The following is a 25,594-nucleotide window of genomic DNA, read 5'->3' on the forward strand; positions in this document are numbered from 1 at the left end:
TCACGCTCATTCAGCTTGTTATAACGATCTTTCAGATCAAAAAAACCTGGTTGCACCATTTTGCTAGCACTCGTTTCTTATTACTCAGCTGCTATGTATTATACATCAATAAGAATTTTTAGAGGTGCCCGTATATCAATTCACCCTTAAAAAGGCTTGCTAGGCGAAAAAATAGTTTACGGCAGTGGTGATTCAAATAGTGTTAACAGGCCCTAATTTTTCTTGAGTATTAATACAGTAACGATGAGTTATGAAACTCTTATCATTGCATCGCTAAAATGCTACAGATCGATGGTAGTTATTTCGCTATAAATAGATTATGTGTTTTTGAAGAATTATATCAGTAAAACACTGATACACTTAGGGAAAAGCGTCTTGACAATGTGCGGGTGAGGTGTAGTCATGACCCTAAGTCTGGGTAAAAAAATTGGCTTATTAGTGGCTTTTTTATTGGTATTACTAGTCATTAAAGATATTGTTGCAGGCTACCAAGAGCGCGACAAACTTTTTTCGCAACGCCAACATGAGGCAGCAGCACTCACTGAAGTGATTCATTCTACTCTAAAGTATTATTACTCCCAGCAAGGTACTCTGGGGGCAGAAAAAGCTCAATCAATGGCGTTGGAAACAATTAACGAGATTCGTTTTAATGACGGTAATTATTTTTGGATCAATGATTTAAATAATAAGTTTTTAGCGCACCCCATGTTGCCAGATAAAGTGGGGAAAGACATGACTAACCTGAAGGGACCTGACGGCGTATACCCTATCCGAGAGGCAACGAAGGTAGCAAAAGCAGGTGGAGGAGCATTCTTTTACTATTGGCAAAAGCCTGGTTTTTCAAAAGATGAAGTCTTTCCTAAAATGTCTTATGCACGGCTATATAAACCCTGGGGATGGGTAATAGGTACAGGTAGCTATGTGGATGATGTTGAAAATGAGTTTTTTGCTTCAACAATGCAACGGCTCTCAGTTAGTTTGGTGCTAATCATTATTGGTATTATAGTAAGCTGGCGTTTAACCAGGCACATCACCAGCCGTATTAAAGCGGTTGAACAAAGTTTAGAACAGGCTGTTGAAGGTAACCTACAGCAAAACTTGCAGGCTGAAGGAAATGATGAAGTTGCGAGCATGACTCGCTCTTTCCAGGCAATGATAGGCGCGGTTCGAAGTTTAGTCGACTCTTTAAAAAAAACCACCTCTACCTTACAAGAGGAAGCGCAATCTATTTTACATACTGCTGAGCGGTCAGATATTGCATTTAACCAGCAGAATTCAGAACTTGACCAGTTAGCGGCTGCTATGAATGAAATGGTTGCCTCTTCGCAAGAAGTGGCCCGTAACGCGCATAGTACTTCTGAATCATCTAACCAGGCGCGTAAAGTTGCTGAAGAAGGTGGGCAGGCTGTGCAAAGTAATATGACGGCTATTAGTACCCTTGCCACCGATGTGCAAAAAGCTGTAGACGCTGTAGCAGAAGTTGACAGTGATATGGCTAAAATAGAGGGGTTTGTGGGGCAAATACAAGACATTTCAGAGCAAACTAACCTGTTAGCGTTAAATGCGGCTATTGAAGCGGCGCGAGCAGGTGAACAAGGTCGGGGGTTTGCAGTGGTTGCGGATGAAGTTCGTACATTGGCACAGCGAACTCAAACCTCGACAAAAGAAATTCAGGATATGATCGCCAGCTTAAAAAGTAGTGTGACTGATGTGGTTAATTTAATGAGTGCTAATAAGACAAGTGCAGACCAAAGTGTAGAACGTGCCGAGGTTGCTGCGAGTACACTAACCAGCATCATAGAGCGCATTCAAGAAATAGATGATATGAACTCTCAAATTGCAGCAGCGGCAGAAGAGCAAACCGCAGTCTTTGATGAAATGAATCGAAGTATAAATAGTATTGCTAAATTAAGTAGTGAAGTTTCTGATAATGTTCAACAATCACTGAAGCAAAGCGATATGATGAAAGATATTTCTGATAATTTTGCAAATATGCTAGTCCATTACAAGTGAAAGAAGTCAGTCTTGCTTTAATTATCCTGATTATTTGCGTTTTTTCTGAAAAAGGAACTGCGGGGGACGCAAAAAAACTCTGTGAGGTTCCATTAATCGTGGGCTGGGAACATTGGGAGCCCTTTCAGTTTCAGAATGAGCAAGGAACTTATACCGGTTTAGATCTGGATATTTTACAAGCTATATTCGCTTGGACACAGTGTGAGCTGTCGTTTGCGGAGCGTCCTTGGCAACGGTTATTGATTGATATACAAACAGGTTCTGTTGATATTCTACTCGGTGCATCAAAAACAGCTGAACGAATGGATTCCAGCTATTTTTCACAACCCTATCGTAAAGAAAAGATGGCACTGTATATTCGTGCCGAAGAGAAAAATAATTATACGTTTAAAACTTTGGGCGAAATAGTTTACCTACCCTTTATACTTGGTGTCACGCGGGGATATTACTATGGAGAGGAATACGAACAGCTTTTAAAGTCAAGAGCTTTTAGAGAACAGCTGGTGATTGTTGCTCGAGACAAACAACTTTATCCTTTGTTACTGCAAGGACGTATCAATGGATTTTTAGCGGAGACCTATTTTGTTGGGTATAATTTTTTAAATAAGGATAATAGTAAAAGAGCAATACGTTATCCCCTGCCCCTTTATGAAAGTGATATTCATGTTATGTTTTCTCGTAAAACAGTGCCTGCTGAACTGGTTACATTGTTTAATCGTCACTTACAAGAGCTTTCAGCTAAGGGGTATTTGCAAAAAATAAAATCGAAATATTGTGCTGACTGTTAGTTGGGTTACTAGCCCAATGCGTCCTTATTTATTTTGCATATATTAAATCACTTCAAATATCCTTCTTAATATCACTACACTCACCATTTTTGTGTGATTATGTGAGTATCTGTTTCAGTAATGGCAAACCAGACTGTAATACTAGAGTTCTTTTGTTCCTCGCACAGCAGAAGACCATCCTTGGTCTCTATGCCCACCAAATTGTTTGCCGCATGCCGCATGCCGTATGCCGCAAGGAAGAGGCAACCATTAGGATATAAGGAGCCTCTAGGGAAGGATTCACGGCGTATTATACAGACCTTTGGGTAAAGGTGTTTTAAAGGAAAACTATATGCGATTGCCTTGGGTTATAAGTTTAAAAATTTAATTTTTCCATAAATTGACTGTAGATTGTTTTCTGGGTGCTGTAAGCATCCTTTTCAAAAGTCCAGTATTCTACTTTTCCTGCATTGCCGGCTTTAAATAAGTTTAAAGATTTTCTTGCTCTATGTAAGTATTTCTCTGTAAATGATACAAGGTCGCTGTGGTTGTTGAAGGATGCAGTACCATAATTAGGCTCAAAAAAACGAAATTTATTGCCGATTTTACTTAATCCCATAACATGGTTTGGTGAAGAGAAAACAATAGCTTTGTCGCCTCCTTGTTTTAACTCATTTAGCATTTCAGCGGGTAACTCCTTGTCGAACCCATTCAAAATAATACCATTTTCCTGAGCAACTTTTCCAATTTCTAAACCCGGGTAGTTCTTGTATGCTTCCTGTAACTCTTGAAATTCTTTTATATGGTTTATTGTGTTGAATCTAACTTGTCGTTCAATGGCAGTACCATTTTTTATAGCTTTATTGCTTTCGGCAAGCTTTTCAAGCCACTTGAGTGCCGCGGTGCCATTTTCACCCTGGAGTTCTTCAAAGGCCCAGTTAATGGATAAACCGTTACAAACTCCATCCGTTAGATCAGATAAGCCGAGTTTTTTAAGATCGAAGTACCAACGAAGGAGTACTTGACTTTGATGGAATCGAGAAACATTACTCGGTCTGACTTCTGCTATAGTTTTATTAAAATCTCTATCGATTATCTTATAAATAAAACTGAATGCATCAAAAGATTTATTTTTTATTTGACCGCTAAGTGGAACTTCTGTTTCTATAAAACTGGTTTCAAGTTCTTCACTGACGCCTCTCGAAGCGCTTTCATCAGCAATAGCATTGAAGGTTTGTAATTCGATATCTTCACTGACTTCAGCGTCTTCACCACCAAAAGGTATAAACAGTGTCAAGGCATTAATAGCAACTTCAGTGACATCTAGCAGAATGGCTGCATCTTCTTGCTCAAGGTAATAATCTGGTAAATAAGTATCACGTCCCCTTTTTTTAAGTTCATTGTGCCAGTGCGAAATAAAAGGCTTTTCTCGTGAAAGAGCGATTGAGTCTTTTATCACTTGATAAATTCCCAACGAAAATATATTGAGCTCCAACTCATCAGCTTGTGCTTTTGCACTGAAAAACTCACGTACTTCTGGGTTTTTAATATCTGAGACCCGAAATAGATCGTGAGCATCGTTGATAATACGCTTGATTTCGTCGTGGTTTTTGGTTTTGCTTGCTTGTAAAATTAGAGCACCAAATCGAATATAAGCCTCCTCATTTAAAGGAGATAGTTGAAAGTGTTCCTTGAGTGTGGTGAGCTCTTTTTTTAAATTATCCAGGAGCTGTTGGCCGTCAGGTAAACTCAGAATGAATGTATACTTGTTGTTATTTATATTATCCAGTATCTGTGTAACCTTATCCTCCATAAAGGCAGCGATACGCGCATACGGATGAGGCTTACTGATAATATTTCCTTCTTTATCGAATTTGGGGCGCCAGTTTTTTGCCTTTTCATTAAAATAATGTGCCAAAAACGTATACTGATCTTTTGGGGTTGACTCAAGACTCTTTGTAAACCTCTCTCTTACTCTACTGGGTAGATAGGGATCATCAAGTGCTGCCTCTAAAAAACTTCGCTCTTTTCCGATTAAGTCGACTTTTTTTGCTTTTTCTTCACCAAAGTCTTCCTTATACATCTGACGTGCCACTGAGAAAACAGATGTCACATAAATATCTAAAGGGTTGCCTAACTCTTCCCAGGTTGTATCAACTTCATGGTTGATTGTGAAATAGCCATGATAATGCATGAGGGCTTTGATAAACTTGCTGCGAATATCTGTTAAAGGCAGTAGATCTGGTGCATTCAGTTCGCGGTTATAGTCAAATAATGACTTGAAAAATAATATTGCAGCCTCATTGATCGATTCTTGCTGTGCTTTACTTAAACGAGAAAGTGAAGCAGTAAAAGGTTCTGGTGCGGTGGTTAATTGATCATAGAAGCTCTGTGGTAAAGGAGATACACCATAGCGAACTTTAACGGCATCAAGTGCTTGCTTAGGGGTAAAGATACTCGATTTTTTTGACCAATCAACCCAGCCTGCTAGTCTTTGTTCAATTATTTTTATGTGGACTTGTTCTTTTTCAGTCTTCTCTAGGACACTAATTTCACTATCATTGATGCACTTTTTATTACTCAGCTGCTTTAACCAGTATTGCTTAATAATCCTATCGAATTCATTTACAAGGTGAGCTGGGCTGCCGCTGCCAACAATACCATTTGCAACTCGTGTCTTAGTATCAGTGGTTTCCAGCTGAGTAAGTATTTGCTTAGTGTCTGAACCTATCGGTAATAGATAAGAACCATCACTTAGTAATTTTCCCAGTTTGTCATTAACGATGACTTCTCTGACTTGACGAGCATTATGTAAATTATGTGTTTTTAGCAGCTTGATTAAGTTTGACTTATCGAGGTTGATTTTGATAGCTGTATCTGAGTAAGGTGTTCCAGATATCGGGCAAGATGTGATATCTGCATGACTCATAGCTATATAACAGCTTAGCGGAATGAATAAATACGGTGTGAGTAATTTGCGTTTCATAACAATATCCCCAATAAAGTGAATCTGTATTTCTCTTTTTTATTGAGATTACGGACTCATTTCATAGTTAAAGTGAATTGCTGTGCTTGCTCGATTGTATGTTGAAGTTTTTGAAATAGTTGACGGATTCTATTTAAAGCTATCTCTTTGGGTGATTATTTAGAGATATAAATCGAAAATAAATGCTACAGTTTTTTATTAAGTATTAAAAATTAAATATTTTTAATTTTTCTCTTTATCAGGTTTTTGGTGGTATATTATATGTTTTTATTCTATGAGATTTAAGTTTGGTGAATATACTTTTAATTATTTCTCTTACTAAATGTGAAGTATTCAAGTTCTTGCTGGTTGTATTAGTTATTTTTAATGTATTGAAGAGAGGATAAGTCTACGGATTTACAAATGTCTTACCCAAAAGGCAGTGTGCATGTTGGCTTAATTGGGGTTGAGCCACTTTAACAATACTATACTCACAGCGAAGTGTATATTGTAGGTACAACAAGTGTATTGTTAAAGTGTTGGTGTTCAGTGTTTAAGTTAATAATATAAACCTAATTGATGTTTTAGCTGATCATTGTCCTTTTTTAACTCTTTAACTGCCTCAATAAGAACACCAGTCAGTCCAGCATAGTTAACTTGTTTAAACTGTGTTTTTTTATCGGTAGTCACCAGCTCGGGAAATACTGTTTCAATTTCCTGAGCGATGACGCCGATATCCTTACGATTATCATATTTCCACTCAAAGTATTTGCCATTAAGTAGCGTTACTTTACGTAAGGCATCGTCAATAGCAGTCTCATTTTGTTTTAGCCTACGGTCGCTAAACCTTAAAAAGTTGGGTTTAATAAGACACTCTGTGTATGCTTCTCCTGTGAGATGGCTGCTCATTAGAGGAGAGCCTGCAACTGCTACTGATGAAATCATTAAAAATGCAGTTGTTAAAATGGTTTTTCTCATTGGTGATGTCTTCTTTTGTTTAACCAAGTAATTGTGGCGCTTTAATAGCTCAGACCAAGTTATTGTTTTAAGCTCTTTAACCACTTCAATGAGAACGCCTATCAGGCCTGCATAGTTAACTTGTTTAAACTGTGTTTTGTTATCAGTAGTCACGAGTTCTGGGAAAACCGTTTCAACTTCTTGAGCGATAACGCCAATATCTTTGCGGTTATTTGATTTCCACTCAAAATATTTACCATTTAATTGAGTTATTTGGCTCAAAGCATCTTTGACAACGACTTCGTTTTGCTTTAAGGCACGATCGCTAAAGCGAGGGCGTGGTAAAGAATCCAGATAATCAGCAAGACATTGCATTTGCTTATCTAGATCAACGATATGATTACATTTTTCATCTGCAGAGTCTGTTGCATAAACAGGTAATACAAATAATGAGAGAACTAAACTGCCAACGAGCTTTTTTCACTGTTGTTATCCTTATTTGATTTTGGCCAACATGTTTCTATTATTATCCTGATCTGCATCAGTGTTTGTATATTGCTGTTATGCTATGCATTGTGTGTATTTATATAATGCTTTGTTTCAATGGGTAATAGAATCTAACTGTCGTATAAACTTTATTTAAAAGCCAGGCAAATTGCCTGGCTGAACGGTCATATAAATGATTAGCGCGTTTGGTTCAACTGGGCAGCATGGTGCATGACATGAAAAATATAGTTTTGCTCATGTGTACCATGAATCAGGTGGGCCCAGGGGCCTCCGGCATAAATGGTAACATCCTCACCACTGTGGGTTTCAGAAGAGGTTGGAATAAGCGCTTGTTGTTGAAAGTGGTTATGTGTTGTGTCAACGGATGTTAAATCATCACGACTACGATCACCGGCTGCGCCAGGTCCATTCATATAACCGAGTGTAGTGTAAGGCAAGTCGTCATCGGCCAAGGTGTTTTTATTTTTAGGTTGGCCTTTGCTGTCATTACCACGAACTTTCCCTAAAATTGGATTACCACGTGTTGGATAGCCTGCCATGGTGAACACATGACTGTGATCTGCAGTGACGATAACTAAGGTATCTTTTAAGTCCACCATTGACAGTGTAGCTTGAATGGCGTCAGCAAAAGCTTGGGTTTCATGTAAGGCACGATATGCATTACCCGCATGATGCCCGTGATCAATACGGCCATTTTCTACCATAAGGAAAAAGCCTTGTGGCCGTTTACGTAAAATCGTTAATGCTTTTTGTGTCATCATTTTCAAGGTTGGCTCACCTTGTGGATCACTGCCCTCTTGATCAATATGAAATGACATATGGCTACGATTAAATAAACCTAACACATGCTGTTTAGTATCATCGAGTTGTGAGAGTTGGTCTTTATTCCAGACAAAAGCACCTTTTCGTGGGTAGCGTTCTAGCCATTCAGTAATCAGGTTACGACCATCTTCACGTTGTCCACGGAGACTGTGATTGAGCAAATCACGTTCGCCTTCTGGAATAAAGTGTCGCCAACCACCACCAAACGCAACCTCTAAACCATCGCCATAGGGAAACGCCAACAGTTGTTGGGCAATGTCTTTACAGCCCTGACGACGTGCTTTTGAAGGCATTTCATCATCACTTTCCCAGCCACGCTCTGTAACATGGGCATATGTTGCGGCTGGGGTCGCATGGGTTAAGCGTGCTGTTGTGACGACACCTGTAGCCATACCTACTTGCTCTGCGTGCTCTAACAATGTTTTTAAGTGATGGCCTTGAGCAGGAGTGCAATCACCTCGGTCAGGAATCTGGTCAACGGATATGTAACCAGCACGGGTTTTTACACCGGTCATCATTGCCGTCATTGTTCCAGCAGAATCAGGGGTTTGCTGGTTGGTATTATAGGTTTTTGCAAGACCAACGTAAGGGAGCTTTTCAAAGCTCAACTGATTTTCTTCACCTGGTTGACCCTTACTTTGTCCATCAAAAATACGGCCAGCAGTTACTGTGCTGACCCCCATCCCATCACCCACAAATAAAATAATATTTTTTGCGCGACGGGTATTAGGCTTGAGCTTAATAGCTTCACGCAGACTTTGTTGGCCTTGAAGATACCACATATCTGGCGACTCAAGCGGTTTGGCGTGGGCTGTGGTGACAAGAGTACTGATGAGTGTACCGGCTAATGCGGCACACCATAGTGAAGTTAGACGGTCAGACATTTTTTTTCCTTCTTTTTGGCTAAAAACGCAGCCAGCATAAGAAGGGAATGTAACAATTAAACGACAGTTACTTGACGGTATTAATTAAAAGAGTTTTGCGTTGAATGAGCCATGTATAAAATAAAAGAATAACGTTGATAAGTTTATATATAACGGCTAGATAACCGATGCATTAAAACCATTTTACATCGTGACATTACATAAAATTGTTGGTGTTATCGTTTTCATTCACTAACTTATAAAAGTAATGGATTATTTTTTAGAATGCAATCAGACCTTTGCTAAGGATGTCAAACGATGCGTTTTAGCGTTTGGGTTAATAGTATTTTGCTAACCTGGCTGCCACTACTGGTATACGCTGCCCCAAAAACGATTCCTGTTTTTATTACTAACGTCAAACTTGAACCTTTTGCTGAGCAGATTGAAGCATTGGGTACGTTACGGGCCAATGAAGCAGTGGTCCTTTCATCTGCCGTAACAGAAACCATTACCGCTATTCACTTTAATGATGGCCAGCGAGTGAAAGCCGGTGACATTTTAGTGGAAATGACCAGTGCAGAAGAACACGCATTATTAGAAGAAGCGCGTTTTACACTTGATGAGGCTGAGCGTCAATTTAAGCGTGTACAGGCTCTGGTGAAGTCAAACCTAGTATCGAAATCGTTGTTAGATCAACGACGTGTGGTTTATGAAACAGCTCAAGCAAAGTTGCAAGCTACCCAGTCTCGTCTGGCCGATCGGCTTATCATTGCACCTTTTTCTGGGGTTGTTGGTTTACGCAATATCAGTGTGGGTTCGCTTGTTGAACCGGGTGACCCCATAACGACTCTCGATGATGACCGAGTGATGAAGCTTGATATTGCTGTACCTGCTTTATTTTTAGATATTTTGCGGCCGGGGTTGCTGGTCCAGGCTAGGTCAAGAAGTCTGCTTGAAAAAAATTACAATGGAAAAATAGTCAGTGTTGATTCACGAATTAATCCAGTCACTCGTTCAATTATTGTTCGTGCTTTGCTCCCAAATGATACACGACAGTTAAAACCTGGAATGCTAATGACGGTGCGCTTAAGTGGCCCTATGCAGCAACAATTAATGTTACCTGAAGAGGCTTTAGTGCAGGAAGGGTTTAACCGGTATGCATTTGTTGTAAAAACTTCGGAACAACCTTCTGTGGTAGAGAAACGCAAGCTGGTGACTGGTGCGCGTACTTCCGGTGCTATTGTCGTGGAGTCAGGATTGGCTCCAGGGGAATGGGTGGTGACCCATGGAATAATGCGTCTGAATGATGGCAGTGCCATTTCAATTATTAAACGAGAGTAAAGCTGCCATGCTCCTTTCTGATATCAGTATCAAGCGACCGGTCTTTGCATCAGTGATTTCTTTACTGTTAGTGGCATTTGGTATTATTGCCTTTGAGCGCTTGCCACTTCGAGAATATCCAGATATTGACCCCCCCATCGTGTCCGTTGATACTCGTTATCCTGGCGCGGCTGCAGATATTGTAGAAACCCGTATTACTCAGTTAATAGAAGACAGAATTGCAGGATTAGAAGGGATTAATTTCATTGAATCAAATAGCAGTGATGGTCGATCACAAATAAATATCGAATTTAACTTAAACAGAAATATTGATGCTGCTGCGAATGATGTCCGGGACCGAGTATCCCGTATTTTGGATGACCTCCCACCGGAGGCCGAATTGCCAGATATTGAAAAAGTCGATTCCAATGAAGATGTCATTATGTGGCTTAATCTAACCAGTGACCGTCTTTCTGTGCCTGCACTGACGGATTATGCTGAACGTTATTTAATTGACCGGTTTTCAATTATAAAAGGCGTTGGACGTGTACGTGTGGGAGGAGGACAAAGTGTTGGCATGCGGGTTTGGCTTGATAGAACTCAGCTTGCAGCTCACGACTTAACGGTAAGTGATGTAGAGCAGGCATTACGCGCAGAAAATGTTGAATTACCTGCTGGTAATATCGAGTCAATAAATCAAGAGTTTACAGTACGTTTAAAGCGTGCTTTTTTGACTCCTGATGATTTTAAGCAGTTGGTTGTGGCCCGAGGACCTGATGGCTATTTGGTGCGTTTGGGAGATGTGGCTACTGTGGAAAAAGGTACCATTGATTATCGCACGTCATTTCGTGGCAACGGTGAAAATATGGTCGGTATTGGCATCACTAAACAATCTACCGCGAATACAATTGATGTTGCCCGAGCCGCTACCCAAAAAGCAACACAGCTTAATAAAAGGTTGCCAGAGGGGATGTATATTCACAACAGTTATGATTCATCTGTTTTTATCGAGGCAGCTATTTTAGAAGTATACAAGACGCTGGCGATTGCAATGGGGTTGGTTGTTTTAACCATGTATTTATTTTTAGGCAGCATACGCGCCACACTTATTCCCGCAGTTACGGTACCCATTTCATTAATTGCTACATTTATTATTCTAATGGCTATGGGTTTTACCGTTAATTTACTGACGTTACTCGCCCTTGTATTGGCAATAGGGTTAGTAGTGGATGATGCTATTGTGGTATTGGAAAATATTCAGCGACGAATGGATTCACATAATGAAACTGCATTGGTTGCTGCGTTTAAAGGCACACGACAGGTAGGGTTTGCAGTGATTGCGACAACCCTTGTATTATTAGCGGTATTTGCTCCAATTTCCGTGTTAAAAGGTGATATTGGGCGATTATTTTCTGAATTTGCATTAACAATTAGTGCAGCAGTGGTTTTTTCCAGTTTAGTTGCACTTACGCTTTCTCCAGTATTAGCATCAAAAATATTAAAACCAGTACACAATACCGGTAGATTGGTTAAATCAGTCGATCACTTTTTTAGTCGGGTTAAGCATCATTATCAGCGTGGATTGGTAATCTGTATTAATAAGCCATACATTGTGATGATGCTTTTTTTAAGTATTGTGGGCATGTCGTTTTTTTTAACAAAGCACATACCCACAGAATATGTACCGAAAGAAGATAGAGGTGCTTTTTTTCTATTAGTGAATGGCCCTGAAGGTGCTACTTACGCGTATATGAAAGAATATATGGATGAAATTGAACGACGCTTGTTACCTTTAGTAGAAAATGGAGAAGTACAACGATTACTGGTTCGTACACCTAGAGACAGCTTTAACTCAGGGTTTGTGATTATTGTGTTAGCTGATTGGGCACAGCGCCGTTCAGCTTGGCAGATTATGGCGGAGGTACGGAAAACAACAGCTGATCTTGCGGGGGTGACGATTTATCCGATTATGCGTCAAGGTATTCGAAGTCGAACCGGTAAACCCATTCAGTTTGTTCTGGGAGGGGCTACCTATGATGAACTGGTCAAATGGCGAGATATATTATTTGAGGAAATTGCCAAGAACAACCCCGGCCTTATTGGCATTGACAGTGACTTTAAAGAAACCAGCCCTCAGGTTTTTGTGCGTATTGATTATCAGCGAGCTGCGGAATTAGGTGTTTCTATTCAAAACATTGGGCGCACGTTGGAAACGATGCTGGCTTCGCGAAAAGTGACAAGTTATATCGAAGAAGGTGAAGAATATGATGTGCTGGTTGAGGGTAAACGTGATCAACAAAATACGCCAAATGATTTAACGAATATCTATGTTAGGTCAGAACGTTCCAATGAACTCATTCCATTGTCGAATTTAGTGCTTTTAGAAGAATATGCGGGCTCTAAAACGCTTAATCGTTTTAATCGAACGCGTGCCATTACTATTGATGCTAATTTAGAGGATCATTTGTTATTAGGCGATGCCCTCTCCTACCTCGAACGTTTAGTGCGTGAACATTTACCAGACACAGTAATCATTGACTATAAGGGCCAATCTCAGGATTACCAAAAATCGAGTGGTGCTAGCTATTTTACTTTTGGACTGGGTATTTTGGTGATGTTTTTAGTGCTTGCCGCGCAGTTTGAAAGCTATATTGACCCATTTATTATTACACTGACTGTGCCTTTAGCCATTGCCGGAGGTCTGCTTGGGTTATGGATCACTGGCAATACCCTTAATCTGTATAGCCAGGTAGCACTGGTTATGTTAATTGGACTGGCGGCTAAAAATGGCATTCTTATGGTGGAGTTTGCTAATCAGTTACGAGACAAAGGTGCTACGGTGAAAGAGGCCATCATTCACGCAGCCCAAGTACGGCTTCGCCCTATCATGATGACCAGTATTACTACAACGGCGGGGGCTATTCCATTGATTATTTCCTTTGGCGCGGGTGCTGAAACACGTCAGGTTATTGGTATTACCTTGTTTTTTGGTATTATGGTAGCGACTTTTTTCACGTTGTTTATAGTGCCTGTGGCGTATAATTTGCTGGCAAGATACACTGGCTCACCTGAGGAAGTCGCTCACCGCTTAGAAAAAGAGCTTAAACTGTCGGAAAATGACAATATTTAGGTTTTAGCTTCTGTGCCAGTCTCATCGAGTGAGCTTTGTTCTTGTTGATTTGCTTTTAAATGCGCTATTTCAGCATACCAGTAACTCATAAAATCTTCGGTTAACTTTGTTCAATGGTTGCAGCTTCCTTGGTTGCACAAAAAATGCTTACGGTAAATTGATTCATACCTAATAAAAAAAATTGGCTGCAATCATTAATCTTAACAAATCAGACTAGCCCCGCTAAAAACTCTTGGCTATGGGTATACCTTTAGTGTTTTAATGGGGGTGTCTAAAGTAGTGTTATATTAGGAGTAAGAAATGCAGTTATTACTTGAAACCAAGAAACGTGTTATTTCTGTCTTATTATTCTTTGCTTTATTTATTTTGGTGCCAATTATATCCAAGGCAGAAAACTATCAGCATTTAGTTGTATTTGGTGATAGCCTTTCTGATAACGGTATTGATGATGGGAACGGTTTTTTACGAAACTCTAATGGTAAGGTATGGCCAGAATATCTTGCTGGGCTAATGACAGTTAAAACCCTTGATGTTAGAGCCTGGAGTGGTGCTACGTCTGGCAGGGGAAACTATAATACAAATGCCAGTGACTGGTCTGGGCTATTGTGGCAAGTTAAAAACTATAGTCCAACAACACCTTTAAATAAAACTCTCGCTATAGTTCAAATTGGTACTAATGATCTACATGATCCAGATAAGAAAATCACTCCAGAACAAGTGTCAGCTAATGTTGAAAACGCTTTAAAGCAATTATCAGTAAAAGGGATCAAAAAAATAATCGTGTGGAACTTAAACACTACAGTGGTTTCACCGGGTTATACAGATAAGCAGTATGAATGGTATGAATATTATAAAGATAAAAAAGATACAGCCACTGAACAGTATATTAAATTTAATCATCTCATTAAAAACACCGTTAACCAACTTAATAGTCATCAAAAATTGACAAATATTTTACTGTTTGACGCCAACGTTGCTTTAACAGAAATTGCTAAAAAGTTCGAGAATACGACGACTCCATGGCGAGATACAAAATACTATCCAAAAGAAAATGGATGGTTTTGGTTTGATCACTGGCATTATATGACTGAAACCCATAAATACATTGCTGATTATCTATTTCAGCTAATATGAAGTTAGCTCCTTTAGGCGTAAATACTAATGGTATTTTGATGTATGGCCTGTAAGAAGAAAAAGATGGGTAACATATGTCGAACTGTTTGCCGCTTGGACGCGGCAAACAAGCCTTGAGGATAGGATTTCCGACGGGTGTTATATAGACTTTGGGCAAAAGCGAATTATATGCAATTGCCCTGCGAAGATAATGCCTTGTTTATAATAACGAGGACAGTATGGTGGCAATGCCAAGGAATGACATAAAGCCTGCAATATCAGTAATTGTTGTTAGAATAATGGAAGAGGATTGAGCTGGATCTAGGCCTAGCTTGGTGAGTACTATGGGTACAATAGCGCCTGACATACCAGCCATTACCATTGAAATAACCATTGCGATAGCAATCACTAACGATAGTCCCATGCTACTGCTCCAAAAGTACACACCTATTGCTGTCGTTAAGGCAATGACAATACCGTTTATCACGCCAATATTAATTTCTTTAAATAAAACCCTTGACCAATTTCTAACAGTGATTTCTTTCAAGGCCAAGCCTCGAATTGTTACTGCTTGAGCCTGAGCGCCGGCGTTGCCTGATTGGCCTGCTACGACAGGGAGCAACACAGCGAGTGCAGTAAATTTTGCAATAGTGTCTTCAAAAATAGCAACAACAGCAGCGGCTACAAAGGCAGTGACGAGGTTGATTTCCATCCATGGCAGCCTTTTTTTAATAGCAAAAAAAGCTTTTGATAATGCACGCTCATCTCTACTGACCCCAACCATTGCTTGTATGTCTGTCAAGGAGTTATCTTGCAAGGTACGTAATAATGAGGGATGTTGAATGGCACCTAAAAGTTTGCCATTGATATCAACCACAGGCAGAGTTTCTAGTTTAAATTGAGTCAGCTGCTCAGCAACCTCATCAAGAGAATCAAAGGGTGAAATAAGAGCTCTAGGAGACAACGCTAATTGTTGAACGGATTCTCTTCCCGCACTTAACGCTAATGCGGTAATATCCACTATACCTAGTAACTGTTGTGTATTATCAACAACAAAGACCTTTCTGATCGGTTTATGTTTTTGCTGACGTAGTAGCTTAAGCGCATCATCAGCAGTGCTTTCTGGAAGTAAGCGGATGACACGTGGATCCATCATTTGTCCTGCGGTTCTCTCTGGATAAGCTAATAAGTTTTTTAAGTCGTTAGCATAATCTTCAGGTAAGTTATCAAGACAGCGTTTTTTATCTTCATGAGATAGTCGGTTAAGTGTTTGTGCACAGTCAGGAGAGTCCATTGCTAATAGCAGGTTTTTTTGGGCACTGTCATTAAGTAAAGGCAGCATTTGATCAGCATAATGAGGTGGAAAGAAACTCCATATGCGAATAAGGGAGGAAGCAGGTAATTCACTGAGCAATTGTGCAGCTTCTTCTGGCGTATAGGATTCTAATACATTAGCAGCTTCTCTGGGGTAATCTTGTAGAAAGCGCTGGCTTAGACAGGTTATAGCGATATTGTCAATTGGTGTATCTGAAGTCTGGCTAACGTCGACCATTTTTCTCTTCCCTATTGCTAAGGTTCCAGGCATCACGAAGTGCTTGCCACACGCCGGTGACACTATCACTGATCAATAACCCTAAACTATTATCCATTTGGGATACTTTGATGGTTTTGTCAGGCATATTTTTCAATTGTTCTATCGCTGTATTTAACGTGCTGTAATTGAGCACGCCAATAAATTCATTGTGCCTATTGACGACAGGCATTACGATAGAATGTCCCCAGTCAGCATGTTGCTGGGCAAGGGTGAGCTGCAATCGAGATTGTAATGCAGCCGGTTTGGTAGCCATACAATCACTTAATAACCTGCTTTCTGGGTAACCCATAATATCTGTTGCTGAAATAACCCCCACTAAGTATCGTCTACGCTCAAGGATAAATAACCGATGAGGTATATTGCCTTGAAAGGACTTTAACTGTTGTAGAGCATCTGCCACAGTATGGGTGTTTCGTAAAGTCAAGACTTCTGGATTCATCCAGGCACCCACGACGTTTGCAGGGTAAGCCAGCAGGATTTGGATTGCCTGAGCTTTTAATGTTGGAACCTGGTGTAAGATTACTTTCCTTTTTGTTTGTGACAGCCCTTTAAGAAGGGTTGCTGCATTCGTGGCAGATAACTGTGTAAGTAGGTGTGCGGCGGTTTGCTGACCCATGGCGTCTAGGCAAGCAATCCCTTTACCTGTGCTTAATTGCTCAAAGACCTGGGCTGCTGTAGATATAGGTGCAATAGCGAGTAATTCAGCCACAGCCGTTTCGGTTATGGATTCTAAGATTTTAGCGGCGGCAGAAGGTTCATGTTCAAGATAGGTTAATGCCAGCTGCTGTTTACTTTGCATTAGCGGGTTCCTCACTATCACTTTCAGGTACTTGGTCGGCCACCACACATTTTAGGCAAGGTTCTTCAGTAAAAAACTTTGCAGGTATATGTAGCTCTCCTGAAGTGGTTTCGAGCACGACGGCATGAGGTGTAATTTCTAGAATTTTTCCTTCATGTGAACCAATTTGAATGACTTCACCTGTTTGGTAATGTCGGTGGACATATCGGGCACTAATAAAATTACTGACATGTTTTGGGGTGGCCAAGCCAAACCCTAATGCAAAAGCACCTAAGATAGCCGCTAGTACAACGGTGGCTATATTGACCACAAAAGAAACATCAATACCTACTTGGCTTGCACCAATTAAAATAGCACTACCAGCTAACATTACTTGGGCTATGCGCCCCAACAAGTCACTGTGTCTGAGGCTGGCAGCAAGTGCCGCACTGGTGGCAAGTTCTCTAGCCATTTCTCCAAAAATAAACCCACCAATAATAATGATAATGCCTGCCAGCAATGTGGGCAGGTACACTAAAAAGCCGTCTATCCATTTAGTAAAAATGGCTATACCTAAGACGTTGGTAGCCAGCCCAATAAAAATTATGATAGTGATCCAGTACATTAATAAAGGGAAAAAACGACTACTTACAGGTTGTAACTGTTGGATATAAGTGGACCCTGATCCTGACAGGCGATGTAATAAACGATTGGCATTGTCAATTAAACGACCACAAACGTCTTTTAAAAATCGCGCAATAAACCAGCCAAAAATAAGCAATAGTAATGCACTAAAAAAGCGTACAATGGATTGACTCACTTGAGTGAGAAACTCAGGCGTAATAAATAACGAAGAAAGCCAAGGTGACGATTCCATTCTAAATCCTTGCCCATTATGCTTAAAAGAAAATGGCGCTTCACAAAAAAGCTGCTAAGTAGAAAATATTACCAGTATTAATTAACAAGGTTAAGCATATACCCTTCACGAATCATTTTTATGTGCGCTATCCATAGCGCTCACCCTAACGAGCCAGCGAAGCTGTTCTAATGTGTTCCCGACACATTAGTAGGGTTTGTTGTCAGCGCTCTTCACCCCAGTCACTTATTAATATAACCGCCCAACAGCGCTGTTATATCAATTAAAGTGGCTACCGCAAGTTTCACAGTAGTAAACTTGCCCAGGGGCTTCATCGCTTGACGGCCGCCCCTAAAAACCCTTCGTTTTGGGTATAGAGCCTGGTTCCTTGTTAAGTAAAGCAGGTAAAACGTAAATGTTAAAAAAAGGAAACTTAGTTTTAGATAGAAACATAAGCTATTCTTGTAGTATATATACCCACAGCGAAGGGGCTATATGCTTTGTAAGGAGATAATTAGATGGCCATCTACTACATTGCTTATGAGTTACATGAGGGAGAGCTAGATGATTACTGTTCTATGGATGAAGTTTTACAAAAACTAGGTGCAAAAAAAAAAATGCCATTTATGTGGTTTGTCCAGCTCCCTGGTTCACAAGTTAAAATATTTGAAATGATTAAGAAATACTTACCTGATCCAGAGCATGATAAACTACTTGTTATTAAGCCTAGAGAAGTCTGTAAAACAAAAACACTCAGCTTTATTCCTGGTACAAAAGCCTTAGCTGTAGAGACACCAGTGACTTAAAAAACTGTAAAAGTCATTGTTAGATAGTATACGCCGAATAAGCATATACAGGCTTTCTACTTTTGGCTATTTTTTTCTATAGCCCGAGGTTAGCTAAATGCTTCGACAAAATCCTCCAACTGGATTTCTAACTCTGCTAAATAAACATCTTTGATACCGAGCAGCTTTACTTCTGGCAGAGCCGCCAAAACTAACTCAGGTTGGGTGTTTACTCCGACACCTGCTTTAGCGCAGGCATAATCAACCAGCCTAGTGATAATGAGTAAAATATTTTTTTGGTCAAAGTGTTCTTGATGATGATCACGGCTTATTTGACAAAATAGAGGGGGTAACTCCCAAGACTCCATTACTTGTGAGCCGTATTGAGTGTGTAAGGTATTAATAAGCTCTATAATAACAGACTCAGTTAACTGAATAGCGTCATTTTCTTGAAAAATTTCGTCGAGCACTTTGAGTATCACTAAGCTGCCAAGATCATGGAGTAAACCAATCAGAAAGGCCTGGTCTTTTATTTTTTTATAACCTGATTTTATAGCTACCCACTGGGACCCACCTGCAGAAGCGGATGCATTTTGCCATAACTTCAGCATGATTTTATTTAAGATGGGATGTTTGGCTTTAAATATTTGTTTTTGCGAGGTAACCATAACAATGTTTAAAACTTGCTCAGTACCAAGTCGGACTAAAGCTTGCTGTATGCTTTCTAACTTGGTTAAACCAGAAAACATTGCTGAATTAGCAACACGTAACACTTCACTGGCCAGCGCGGGGTCCTTTAAAATGAGCTTTTCTACCTGTGCCATGTTGCTATTACTGGCGATGGTTTTTTGTAGTTTAATGGCAACTCGATTAAAAACAGGCAGTTTGAAATGTTGATCTCTTGCGCGTTTTTCAATTTCTTCAGGTATAGATTGAAAGCCCGCCATGTTAAACTAATATCCTTATAAAATAACTTTCACAAAAAACTATTCACAATAGGTAGCTTCGTCCTAGACGTTTTATTTCCTGTAAAGGACGAGGTTTTTCTACATGAGGCAACATTCTTTGAACCTCTAATAGTGTAGTCAAGCCAAGCGAGGCTTTGTCAATACCATCTTCTTGTAATGTAATTAATCCCGATGTCTCAATACTAATTCGTCGTATTTCAAATGAAGGGCGATTGGAGAGTATGGCATCTTTTACTCGCTCATTGAGTACCAGTAATTCATAAACGCCAATTCGACCGTGATAACCTGTATAAGCACATTGTTCACAGCCTTTACCTATTTGAAAATTTTCATTTTGAAGATCGCTGGACTGTAAGTTGAATCGTAACAGTTCGAGGGGTTTTGGCTGATAGGGTTGAGCACACTGTAAACAAACTCGCCTTAATAAACGTTGTGCTAATACAGAAATAATGGTTGAGCTAATAAGAAAAGACTCTATATTCATGTTCATGAGTCTTAATAAACCACCGATGGTATCTTCTGTGTGAAATGTGGTGAGAACCTTATGACCTGTTAGTGCCGCTTGAATAGCCGCTTCTGCAGAGAGATTGTCTCTGATTTCACCTAACACAATGACATCAGGATCTTGCCGTACCATGTGTCTCAGTGTTTCTTCGAAAGTTAAACCAATCTTCGGGTTGAGAGAGCACTGTGTAATACCATCAATCACATATTCTACCGGCTCTTCGGCAGTAATGATGCTGACTTCATTATTATTCAAGTAATCTACACAACTGTATAATGTGGTCGTTTTTCCTGACCCAGTTGGGCCTGTTATTAAGACGACACCCGTTGGTATATCAAGTGCATCCTGCTTGAATCTTTCTAAAACGGCAGGTGCCATCGTTGTTTCGTTGATATTTAGAAAAAGCGCTTTTCGTTTAAGTATTCTTAAACAAACCTTTTCACCATAAATTGAAATATAAAACGAACAACGGATATCGATCACTGCACCACTTGAAGGATCTTTAAACTCAAACTTACCATCTTGGTGACGCCGGCGTTCAGCGATATCTGCTTGGCTAAGCACTTTAAGGCGCCCTATCAGGCATGGGCCTTTTGCTTTATCAAATTGCTTGAAGGGAAATAATACGCCATCTCGCCGAAACCTAACCCTGACCTTATCGTGTAATGTTTCGATATGAATATCACTGGCATCCAGCTGTATGGCAGAATACAATATCTCTTCTACTTGATTAATGATAATTTTTTCTTCTGATAGTTCTTTAGTATTACCTGTGTTTATTTTCTTGTAATAGTTAAACTTATTAATTGCTTCTGTTAATGCTTCCTGACAACAGATGACAGGCATGACTTTACAATGAAAGTTACTGCTAACAACATGTAGCATTTTTTTATCACGGGGGTCTAAGCAGGCAATAAATACAATGTTTTTATCTGATTTTATGGGTATGAATTTATAATCTTCACAGAGTTTAGGGGGAATATCATTAAGCAGTGATTTATCAATTTTATTAAAATCTGGATCAAGGTAATGAAATCCAAGTTGAGAGGAAAGCACTTGAATAAGACGTTTTTCTTTTATGTAATGCTGTTCAATCAGAATTTTGCCAAGTTTTTTGCGAACGCTCAGGCTTTTCTGAATACGTAAGGCATTTTCCAGTTGTATTGACGTTATATCACCCAGTTCAACTAATAAATCGCCGAGTCGAACTTCTAGGTTCATTTGGCGTAATGCATTATTAAGCTGCTCTTCAGTAAAGTACTCTAAAGACAGCATGATATTTAATAGCGTTTTATGCTCTGCAAGTTTACTGCGAACACGGTTTGCATGCAGAAACTGTTTTTCATTAATCAGTCCCGCTTTAATAAGTAGCTGGCTAATGGTCGTGCCCGTGTCCAGATTCATTCCATTGACTCTTATTCGCCACTTGCAATAGGCCCTAGTGTTAAGCGATTTTATTTAGCGGACAATTTTTATGTATCAGGTTGTTATTTATATGCTGTAAAAAACGTTTTAGTGTCTATCGATATTTTTTAATCGGTTTGAGTCTAGTTTTTGTAAGGGTCCGCAGCATCACGCAAGCCATCACCAAAAAAGTTAAAGGCCAAGATAACGATAATAACAGGTAAAACCGGCATCAGTAGCCAAGGATAAATCGCTACCACATTAATATTTTGAGCTTCACTTAATAAAACGCCCCAGCTGGTAATCGGCGGTCGCAAGCCCAACCCTAAAAATGACAGTGCGGTTTCACCTAAAATCATCGCGGGTATGGATAAAGTAGCTGAGGCAATTAAATGACTGGTAAAAGAAGGCAGTAAATGCCAACGAATAATACGACGCGTGCTGGCACCCATCAGTTGTGCAGCCATGGTGTAATCTTCTTCTCGCAAAGACAAAAATTTAGAGCGTACCGCTCGGGCTAGTCCTGTCCAGTCCATCAAAGCCAAAATAATGGTGATGCCAAAAAACACCCAAATAGGACTCCATGTGACAGGGATAATCGCGGAAAGGGACATCCAAAGCGGCAGCTCCGGAAAAGAGCGAATCATTTCGATAACCCGTTGTACGACATTATCGACCCAGCCGCCGTAATAACCCGCTAAACTGCCAAAAATAATGCCGAGTACAATACTGATCGTAATACCGACCAAGCCGATGGTGGTGGATATTCGTGCACCATAGATTATGCGAGAGAGCATATCTCGTCCCAGCCGGTCTGTGCCAAGTAAGAATAAGGTGCTACCTGGCGCGGGACACACAAGATGTACATTGCTGGTAAACAGCCCCCAAAATTCATATTCATCCCCCCGACAGAAAAAGCGCAGTGGGTAAACCTGGCTTGTGTCTTCATGGTAAATACGCTGAAGCACTTCCATATCTAACGTGTTGTACCAGCGGTAGACAAAGGGACCAATAAACTCTCCTTCATGAAACCAGTGCACAGGTTGTGGCGGTGAGTATATGTGGTCAGTATTCCGGGTATGCAGGTTATAGGGGGCTAAAAACTCGCAAATTAAGATAGAAATGTACAATAAAACGATAAACACCCCACTCCAGTACGCCAGTTTATGCTGCTTGAATTTCCACCAGATCAGTTGCCACTGTGATGCCAGCAAAAACTTTTCCTGGGCTTTGGTTACTTGTTCCAGAGCGTTAGGGTCGTAGGGCTCAATAGAGATATAGTGGGGGTTTGCAGGATTACGATTCATCGTGTAGCCCCCTCCCCTAACCGAATCCGTGGATCGAGTACTGCTAATAGTAAATCAGAGATCAGTACACCAATGACGGTTAGCAGCGCTAAAAACATCAGGAATGACCCTGCTAAATACATATCCTGGCTTTGTAGCGCACTTAATAACATGGGACCGGTGGTCGGCAGCGATAAAACCAGTGCGACAACTTCTGCACCTGAAATAATACTGGGTAACATATTACCGATATCGGCAATAAAAAAGTTGAGTGATACACGAAACGGGTATTTTAATAGCAGTCTGGTTTCTCCAAGCCCTTTGGCACGTCCAGTCACAACATACGGTTTGTTTAACTCGTCAAGAAGGTTAGCGCGTATCCGGCGAATCATACCCGCGGTTCCTGAGGTACCGATGACAATAACCGGGATCCAAAGGTGCTCTAATACAGAAACAAACTTATCCCAACTCCAAGGCTGATTAATGTATTGGGCATCCATTAACCCACCAATGGACGTACCGAAATAGACATTGGCCAGATAAAGTAATACCAGCGCTAACAGGAAGTTAGGTGTAGCCAGACCAATAAAGCCAATCAGGGTTAAACCGTAGTCTCCCCAGCTATACTGGTGGGTTGCCGAGTATAAGCCAATTGGAAAAGCAATTATCCAGGTGAAGATGATGGTCACCGTTGACACCAGAATGGTCAGATACATTCGGTCTCCAACCACCTCTGTTACAGGCATGTTGTACTCAAAGGAATAACCAAGGTCACCCTTAAGAAAGCCTGTAATCCAAGTGAAGTATTGCTCAGGCATGGACTTATCTAGCCCATATTCCTCGCGCAGAAAGGCTATTTTCTGCTTATCAACAGACTCCCCCTGGCTTTGCAGTTCGGCAATATAGCTCTCCAGGTAGTCACCTGGGGGTAGCTGTATGATAGTAAACACGACAATACTGATAATTATTAACGTTGGAATCATCAATATCAGTCGGCGAATAACATATGCCCACACGGTTTTGGCCTCTTTGTTAAATTAACCTACCGTTGCTTTCAATTTGATAAGCATTTATTCCTGCTCATCGTTAATCCAAAACGTATCCGGACGAAATACACCAAAGTAGGCGCCTGGCTCCCAGCTATACCAAGCTTCCTTTGGTACATTGATTAAGCGGTTGCTGACCACAACGGGTTGTAATACGCCCGTTACGGTGCCTATGGTGTAGACCTGATCAGCGTATGTCTTCAAGATAGTCTGCCAGATGGAGGTACGTTGTTTGCGACCATCAGCATTAACCCATGCTTTATGTAATTCGGCGAGCTCCAGTAATTTAGGTAAGTCGGGTGGATTACCTTGACCCGTTTCGTAATATTTACCCCACTGCGACCACTGATACTGCTCCTGCATACTTGGACAAAGCTCGCGAGGTGTCATCTGAGGGGTGGGGAGTGCATTATCAAGCCCTTCCCACACGGACATTAGTGCCTCACCAGAAAATATCCGATTACGAAATACTTCCCGCTGTGACGGTCGAGAGTGTAATTTAATACCAATGGCCTGCCAGTGATCATTGATCAGCTCAAGCACATCGGTCTGCTCCGTTGATTCCCCCGCTGTGTGCACCACAATTTCCATTGGGCGCCCGTCTGGAAGTAGCCGAATACCATTGTCATTCCGTGCGGTAAGTGCCATGTCATTTAATAGCTGATTGGCGAGTTTGGGGTCGTACTGGGTCCAGGCTGAACTTAGTTCTGGGCTGTATAAGGGGCTGCTAGGCAAGATGGTATTACCACTCTCTAAAGCAAGTCCGTAATATACTACCTGGTTAATTTCATGGCGGTTAATGCCTACTGAAAGTGCGCGTCGAAAGCGAACATCCTGCATGATTTTCCGCCAGACGGGGTCATTGGCATTTAGGTTGGGATAGATAGCAACTTGTGAGCCTCGGGCATTTTTCCAAAAGCGAACTTGATAGTTACCTTGCTTTTCGCCCGCTTTTAAAAAAGTGTAATTATCCAGGCGTAAATAACGCCCTTGTATGTCACTGTCCCCCGCCCTGGTTTTGGCAGGGATTAAGCCACTGCTGACAATGTTAATGATGACTTTATCAATATAGGGTAGCTGCTGACCTTTCTCATCAATACGATGATAGTAAGGATTACGCTCAAATATAAAACGGTCAGACGGCCCCTTGGTTTTGATCACCCAAGGCTGTAAAGAGGGTAATTTGGGGTTTTGCTGTTTATACAGGTTACTTCGTTTATGGTGCAATCCTTGCCAGTTTCGTTTACCTGCTTTTTCAACGAGCAAGTCCAGCGTTTCTTTTTGGGTATATTGGGGGTGGAACTGTTTGAGATAGTGGGCTGGCATATAGATAAATAAGGGGCTGGGAGCTGCCAAGGCGGTTAAAAACTTAGGGTTAGGATCTTCCCATTCGTAGCGTACGGTGTACTTATCAATCACAGAAAACTTAGGCGGCTTATCATTGACCATCAGCTGGATGGGGGGGCCAAAAGGTGATAGCTCTTTATTGGTGGCGACATCTTCCCAGTAGTAGCGAAAATCCTCACTGGTAAACGGCGTGCCATCAGACCAGCGATGTCCTGGTCGGAGATAAAGTGTGAAAATACGGTCTTCTTTAATATTAATACCCTGCAGAATATCAGGTACAAGCTCAAAGTCCTGGTTATACGCTACTAGCCGAGCGTAACCGTAGACAGTCATCATGCGAATATCTTTACTTTTGGCCATTAAGGTTCGCAGGGTGCCTCCAGGCTTACCTTGTTTATAAGGGGCTTTAAAGGTAACGACGGCGGGAATATCCGGTAAGCGGTCATTGGCGAGCAGGCAAACACTGAACAATAAAGTGATTAAACCGGATAAAAAGGTGAGCTTGCCTGCCCAGTGCGGACAAGGTTTATTAAGACTGATATATGGAGACCAGTGATAGCTACTCATA

At 40.8% G+C, this 25,594-nt stretch carries 17 protein-coding genes; 6 read left to right on the forward strand and 11 right to left on the reverse strand.

The annotated features are described in order from the left end of the window. The first annotated feature begins 402 nt into the window (after positions 1–402). The gene (locus tag F607_RS0110250) at positions 403–2,013 is read left to right on the forward strand and encodes a methyl-accepting chemotaxis protein (protein WP_027708027.1); all 1,611 of its coding nucleotides are present in this window, start codon (positions 403–405) and stop codon (positions 2,011–2,013) included. Next, positions 2,010–2,801, forward strand: a complete 792-nt coding sequence (locus F607_RS0110255) for a substrate-binding periplasmic protein (protein ID WP_027708028.1) — start codon at positions 2,010–2,012, stop codon at positions 2,799–2,801. The genes F607_RS0110250 and F607_RS0110255 overlap by 4 nt, the downstream gene beginning before the upstream one ends. A 355-nt stretch (positions 2,802–3,156) precedes the next feature. Here the strand turns inward: F607_RS0110255 and F607_RS0110260 are convergent, their stop codons facing one another. The 3 genes from F607_RS0110260 to F607_RS0110270 form a co-directional block, all read right to left on the reverse strand. Then, positions 3,157–5,766 (reverse strand): YopT-type cysteine protease domain-containing protein, encoded by a 2,610-nt coding sequence (locus tag F607_RS0110260; RefSeq protein ID WP_084611191.1) that lies wholly within the window; start codon positions 5,764–5,766, stop codon positions 3,157–3,159. A 537-nt stretch (positions 5,767–6,303) separates the two neighbouring features. Continuing rightward, on the reverse strand, positions 6,304–7,077 hold the full coding sequence (locus F607_RS32745; RefSeq protein ID WP_051311271.1) for a tail fiber domain-containing protein: 774 nt from the start codon (positions 7,075–7,077) through the stop codon (positions 6,304–6,306). 308 nt (positions 7,078–7,385) lie between these two features. Beyond that, on the reverse strand, positions 7,386–8,915 hold the full coding sequence (locus tag F607_RS0110270) for an alkaline phosphatase family protein (protein WP_027708030.1): 1,530 nt from the start codon (positions 8,913–8,915) through the stop codon (positions 7,386–7,388). A gap of 297 nt (positions 8,916–9,212) precedes the next feature. Here F607_RS0110270 and F607_RS29075 point away from each other — a divergent pair, with 297 nt between their 5' ends. From F607_RS29075 to F607_RS0110290, 3 genes are all read left to right on the forward strand, one after another. After that, the gene (locus F607_RS29075; RefSeq protein ID WP_051311273.1) at positions 9,213–10,235 is read left to right on the forward strand and encodes an efflux RND transporter periplasmic adaptor subunit; all 1,023 of its coding nucleotides are present in this window, start codon (positions 9,213–9,215) and stop codon (positions 10,233–10,235) included. Positions 10,236–10,242: 7 nt separating this feature from the next. Then, the gene (locus F607_RS0110280; protein WP_027708031.1) at positions 10,243–13,344 is read left to right on the forward strand and encodes an efflux RND transporter permease subunit; all 3,102 of its coding nucleotides are present in this window, start codon (positions 10,243–10,245) and stop codon (positions 13,342–13,344) included. Between the two features lie 300 nt (positions 13,345–13,644). Next, positions 13,645–14,478, forward strand: a complete 834-nt coding sequence (locus F607_RS0110290; RefSeq protein WP_027708032.1) for an SGNH/GDSL hydrolase family protein — start codon at positions 13,645–13,647, stop codon at positions 14,476–14,478. Between the two features lie 199 nt (positions 14,479–14,677). Here F607_RS0110290 and mgtE read toward each other — a convergent pair whose 3' ends face one another. From mgtE to F607_RS0110305, 3 genes are read right to left on the reverse strand one after another with little or no spacing between them, the layout of a single operon-like run. After that, the gene (gene mgtE / locus F607_RS0110295) at positions 14,678–16,009 is read right to left on the reverse strand and encodes a magnesium transporter (protein WP_038290924.1); all 1,332 of its coding nucleotides are present in this window, start codon (positions 16,007–16,009) and stop codon (positions 14,678–14,680) included. Further along, entirely contained in the window at positions 15,996–16,850 is an 855-nt protein-coding gene (locus tag F607_RS0110300) for a magnesium transporter MgtE N-terminal domain-containing protein (RefSeq protein ID WP_027708034.1), read from the reverse strand. The genes mgtE and F607_RS0110300 overlap by 14 nt, the downstream gene beginning before the upstream one ends. Further along, a complete protein-coding gene (locus tag F607_RS0110305) occupies positions 16,840–17,706 on the reverse strand; it encodes a mechanosensitive ion channel family protein (protein ID WP_027708035.1) in 867 nt (288 codons plus the stop codon). The genes F607_RS0110300 and F607_RS0110305 overlap by 11 nt, the downstream gene beginning before the upstream one ends. Positions 17,707–18,203: 497 nt before the next feature. Between F607_RS0110305 and F607_RS0110315 the strand changes: the two genes are divergently transcribed. Beyond that, on the forward strand, positions 18,204–18,491 hold the full coding sequence (locus F607_RS0110315) for a hypothetical protein (RefSeq protein WP_027708036.1): 288 nt from the start codon (positions 18,204–18,206) through the stop codon (positions 18,489–18,491). Between the two features lie 89 nt (positions 18,492–18,580). Here the strand turns inward: F607_RS0110315 and F607_RS0110320 are convergent, their stop codons facing one another. From F607_RS0110320 to F607_RS29080, 5 genes are all read right to left on the reverse strand, one after another. Then, positions 18,581–19,417 (reverse strand): HDOD domain-containing protein, encoded by an 837-nt coding sequence (locus F607_RS0110320; RefSeq protein ID WP_027708037.1) that lies wholly within the window; start codon positions 19,415–19,417, stop codon positions 18,581–18,583. 43 nt (positions 19,418–19,460) lie between these two features. After that, entirely contained in the window at positions 19,461–21,347 is a 1,887-nt protein-coding gene (locus F607_RS0110325; protein ID WP_051311275.1) for a GspE/PulE family protein, read from the reverse strand. 143 nt (positions 21,348–21,490) lie between these two features. Further along, positions 21,491–22,654, reverse strand: a complete 1,164-nt coding sequence (locus F607_RS0110330) for an ABC transporter permease (RefSeq protein ID WP_027708039.1) — start codon at positions 22,652–22,654, stop codon at positions 21,491–21,493. After that, positions 22,651–23,649, reverse strand: a complete 999-nt coding sequence (locus F607_RS0110335; RefSeq protein WP_027708040.1) for an ABC transporter permease — start codon at positions 23,647–23,649, stop codon at positions 22,651–22,653. Before F607_RS0110335 ends, F607_RS0110330 begins: the two co-directional genes overlap by 4 nt. 54 nt (positions 23,650–23,703) lie before the next feature. Beyond that, positions 23,704–25,593, reverse strand: a complete 1,890-nt coding sequence (locus F607_RS29080) for an ABC transporter substrate-binding protein (protein ID WP_084611193.1) — start codon at positions 25,591–25,593, stop codon at positions 23,704–23,706. Between the last annotated feature and the right edge of the window lies 1 nt (position 25,594).

This window comes from Zooshikella ganghwensis DSM 15267 (genome assembly GCF_000428585.1).
GTDB lineage: Bacteria > Pseudomonadota > Gammaproteobacteria > Pseudomonadales > Zooshikellaceae > Zooshikella > Zooshikella ganghwensis.

What these genes read in the sequence shown, in the direction of transcription:
- F607_RS0110250 (WP_027708027.1), top strand. Translation starts at nt 403, where the DNA reads ATGACCCTAAGTCTGGGTAAAAAAATTGGCTTATTAGTGGCTTTTTTA.
- F607_RS0110260 (WP_084611191.1), bottom strand. Translation starts at nt 5,766, where the DNA reads ATGAAACGCAAATTACTCACACCGTATTTATTCATTCCGCTAAGCTGT.
- F607_RS32745 (WP_051311271.1), bottom strand. Translation starts at nt 7,077, where the DNA reads ATGCAATGTCTTGCTGATTATCTGGATTCTTTACCACGCCCTCGCTTT.
- F607_RS0110270 (WP_027708030.1), bottom strand. Translation starts at nt 8,915, where the DNA reads ATGTCTGACCGTCTAACTTCACTATGGTGTGCCGCATTAGCCGGTACA.
- F607_RS29075 (WP_051311273.1), top strand. Translation starts at nt 9,213, where the DNA reads ATGCGTTTTAGCGTTTGGGTTAATAGTATTTTGCTAACCTGGCTGCCA.
- F607_RS0110280 (WP_027708031.1), top strand. Translation starts at nt 10,243, where the DNA reads ATGCTCCTTTCTGATATCAGTATCAAGCGACCGGTCTTTGCATCAGTG.
- F607_RS0110290 (WP_027708032.1), top strand. Translation starts at nt 13,645, where the DNA reads ATGCAGTTATTACTTGAAACCAAGAAACGTGTTATTTCTGTCTTATTA.
- mgtE (WP_038290924.1), bottom strand. Translation starts at nt 16,009, where the DNA reads ATGGTCGACGTTAGCCAGACTTCAGATACACCAATTGACAATATCGCT.
- F607_RS0110300 (WP_027708034.1), bottom strand. Translation starts at nt 16,850, where the DNA reads ATGCAAAGTAAACAGCAGCTGGCATTAACCTATCTTGAACATGAACCT.
- F607_RS0110305 (WP_027708035.1), bottom strand. Translation starts at nt 17,706, where the DNA reads ATGGAATCGTCACCTTGGCTTTCTTCGTTATTTATTACGCCTGAGTTT.
- F607_RS0110315 (WP_027708036.1), top strand. Translation starts at nt 18,204, where the DNA reads ATGGCCATCTACTACATTGCTTATGAGTTACATGAGGGAGAGCTAGAT.
- F607_RS0110320 (WP_027708037.1), bottom strand. Translation starts at nt 19,417, where the DNA reads ATGGCGGGCTTTCAATCTATACCTGAAGAAATTGAAAAACGCGCAAGA.
- F607_RS0110325 (WP_051311275.1), bottom strand. Translation starts at nt 21,347, where the DNA reads ATGAATCTGGACACGGGCACGACCATTAGCCAGCTACTTATTAAAGCG.
- F607_RS0110330 (WP_027708039.1), bottom strand. Translation starts at nt 22,654, where the DNA reads ATGAATCGTAATCCTGCAAACCCCCACTATATCTCTATTGAGCCCTAC.
- F607_RS29080 (WP_084611193.1), bottom strand. Translation starts at nt 25,593, where the DNA reads ATGAGTAGCTATCACTGGTCTCCATATATCAGTCTTAATAAACCTTGT.